The following is a 3575-nucleotide window of genomic DNA, read 5'->3' as shown; positions in this document are numbered from 1 at the left end:
GCAGTATAGCCTGTAATCTGGAAACTACCTGTTGCTGTGGCACATGTTGGTTGTGTAACTGTTCCTGCTGTTGGTGCTGATGGCGTAGCGGGTTGTGCATTAACAACAATATTTGATGATGCCGTTGAAATACATCCTGCTGCATTCATTTGTGTAAAAGTATACGTTCCTGCAGTAACAGTCACTAAACCCGTTCCCGAAATACTTACCACACTTGGAGTAAATGTATACGTATTGGATGCAGTATAGCCTGTAATCTGGAAACTACCTGTCGCTGTGGCACATGTTGGTTGTGTAACTGTTCCTGATGTTGGGGCTGATGGTGTAGCGGGTTGTGCATTAACAACAATATCTGATGATGCCGTTGAAGTACATCCTGCTGCATTCGTTTGGGTAAAGGTATACGTTCCTGCAGTAGCAGTCACCAAACCTGTAGCCGAAACACTTACCACACTTGGAGTAAATGTATACGTATTGGACGCACTGTACCCTGTGATTTGGAAACTTCCAGTAGCTGTCGAACACGTTGGTTGTGTAACTGTTCCTGATGTTGGTGCTGATGGTGTTTGCGAAGGATTAACACTAAAAGCACTTGAAGCGTTTGAAGTACATCCACCACCTCCTGTAGTAGCGGTAACTGTATAGGAAGTACTTGAAGTTAAATTACTGATTACACCTCCAGCTCCCACAGAAGGACCAGATGGAGAAAAAGTATATGCAAGTGAACTACTATAATTTGATATTGTTGCAGTTCCCGGGCTAACACATGTTGATGCACCTATTGCAATAGTAGGTGTAACGGGAGGTGTACACGTTATTGTTATGATTAAATTAGCTGTTGCTATATTACCAGAACCTGGAATATTATCACTAATTGAATATGGCATTGAGTCTGTAAGAGTTTGACCAGATGTCAAAGCTAATACAGCTGGATTACTAGAGTTTAAAGTGTAGGTATAACTACCATTAGCATAAATAATAAAAGTCCCATAGGTCCCTGCAACAGGTATACCTACATTAGTTGTCAAACCATTAACGCGTAAAACCCCAGAAGCCTCATCATCTTGCCAAGTCAAATCAGTTAAGCCTGCAATTTGACCGCTAGGATTAGCCGCCGTAGCAAAAGGACCATAGTTATAGAAGAATTCTAATTTATTAATAGGACTGTTAAAAGAAATAGTTACATTTCCATGTGCATCATTTGCGGGAACACTTCCTGTACCATAAAATGTATCTGCACCTGTTTGCACAATTGAACCTGCAACTTGTTTATTGTAAGTAACAGTTGTCCCTGCTAATGACCCAACCATGCGCATTTGATCCTCCCAAGCATTACTTTGTGAAAAATCAATATCAGATAAGGCAAAAGAAATATTAGTTACAGGTTTATTAAAATTAATAGTTAATTTATTATCACCTGCCGGATTAACAGCTGGATCTGAAACAAATAAAAGATAACCAGTATGACCACCATTTGTGGTGAAATCAACAGTCTGATTTCCAGCACCTCCTACCCCTGCAGGAGTATCTTGAACAAAGGAAACATTAACTCCTCCAACAGTTCTTGTTGTACCATTTACGGTTGCACCATTTGTATATTGAGATTCCCAAATGAATTGGGAGGTATTTCTATCCAATCGATCCTGACCCAGACCGCTATCATCTGTAATTACATTACCAATTGCAACAGTACCTGAACCAACAGTAACTGCATTTGTATTATTAGTAGCAATAGGTGGTTCGGTTACCCCATTAATAGTTACTGTTAAATAACCATAGTCAAAATTACCTACATTATCTCTAACCTTATAAGCTATAATATCTGTTATAGAAATACCATTTTTCAACCCCTTAAGAGTAGGGTTATTAACATTAACCGAATAGGAATAAGAACCTGTATTTTGCACCGTTAGTGCACCAAACGTTGTTGTGTAAGATGCACCAACAAAAGACGTGTACCCATGAACTTCTGTTATCGTTCTTGCATCTCCAGCTGTAGCATCTGTGTCATTAGTTGTGAGATTTCCCGTAACAGAGGTACCAGAATTAGCTGCTACTGAATTAGTATCATCAACTGCAACAGGATCACTTCCTGTTGATAAATTTGTATAAGCAGATAAAGTATTATTAGGATCTGTAACACTAATTACTGCATAACGACGGGTATCGCCTATGGCTGGATTAGTGTGTCTGTACAATTGGGATCTCAATAGTATCTCTAAATTATCAACTAAAATTGGTTGCCCAAAAACTTCAGTAATATCAAATACATTGGCGGTACCATGAGCAATTCTCAAGGTATTAGTTCCCACAACTATATCAAACGTAGTTGCTGAAGTCACACTAATTTGATAATTACCTAAATTTGTTCCGGCTGTATTATATACAAAGAAAAATTCATTGGCTGCATTGGGGACCCCAGCAGGAACACCATTTGTATTTGCTGAAAAAGTAATTCTAGCACTTGTAGCGGTACTGTTTGTTGTTATGATTTCTGTGTAAAAGGTACACATAGGATACAAAGTCCCCGCAGCATTGACCATTACCTCATGATTTACTCCTGGCGTAGGGCCATTTAAATCTATAGACGAGACCGTTAAAGCCCCTGTCTGTTTTAAAGTGGATTTTATAGGCAAAACTTTACTTCCCTTGAGCCCAGATCCACTACTATTAGCAAAGGAACCAAGATCTTTGAAATAAGAAGAATTATCATAAATCGTGGGATAATATTGAGAATATTCAACCTCTACTTGTCCATAACTAACTGGCGCAACAAAAAAGGAAACTAGCAACAAAAAACACAATTTAAATCTTTTGCAATCAAGCAAAATCGATTTTTGGAGGTAATTTTGTATCATATAATTGGTTTTATATTTTACTACTACAGCAGTATAAATAGTTTATTAAATTGGGTTTCATATCTAGCACAAAACCAAGCGTTCTTTTTTAGAATATTTTCATTTAAGTCACAATATACATACGTTAAAAACATCTTAAGGGTTTTATAAAAAATTGTGAAATAATATATTTTAAAATTTTATTACCATCATCCAAACAAGTTACAAAACAATCAATGAGAAAAATATTCATTTAGCATATTCATCTATACAAAAATGCATTTTAATAATAAATACTCGGTAAAAGACCCCTCTTCTTAACTTTCAAAACCTTTTGATCTGAATATATTAAGCAGAACTAAACATATCTATCTAATTTAGGTATAAAATTTTTTTTAAAACAATTTTTTGTAATGAAAACGATAAATTCTATCGATAAATGACACAAAAGTATCGATAATCGTACTTATGTCCTAAACAATTCATAAAAACATTAAACAAAAGCGCTTTAAAACAACTTCATGTGTTTCAGATTACCACATATAACTTAGTACTGCCAAGGGAAATAACTTTATTTATCATTCAAAAAAAAACCTATCAAAAAAGACAGGTTTTCTTATTCCTATAATGTCCCGTCCTGAAATAGCGATACACAAAAAGTATCCTAATGGAAAAACATAAAGAAACACACTATGTGAAGCGGACTCAAAAAGATTATTCAATGTCTTTTAAATTACA

Annotated in this window: 1 protein-coding gene; it reads right to left on the bottom strand. The window is 35.9% G+C overall.

All coding sequences use genetic code 11. The annotated features are described in order from the left end of the window. The coding region (locus ACNQGB_RS15910) for a beta strand repeat-containing protein (protein WP_472777149.1) at nt 1-2795 on the bottom strand (2795 nt) is incomplete at its 3' end. Nucleotides 2796-3575 lie beyond the last annotated feature (780 nt).

Source organism: Flavobacterium frigidum (assembly GCF_048286795.2).
The sequence above is the reverse complement of the archived record's forward strand: the minus strand, read 5'-3'. Positions and strand labels throughout refer to the sequence as shown.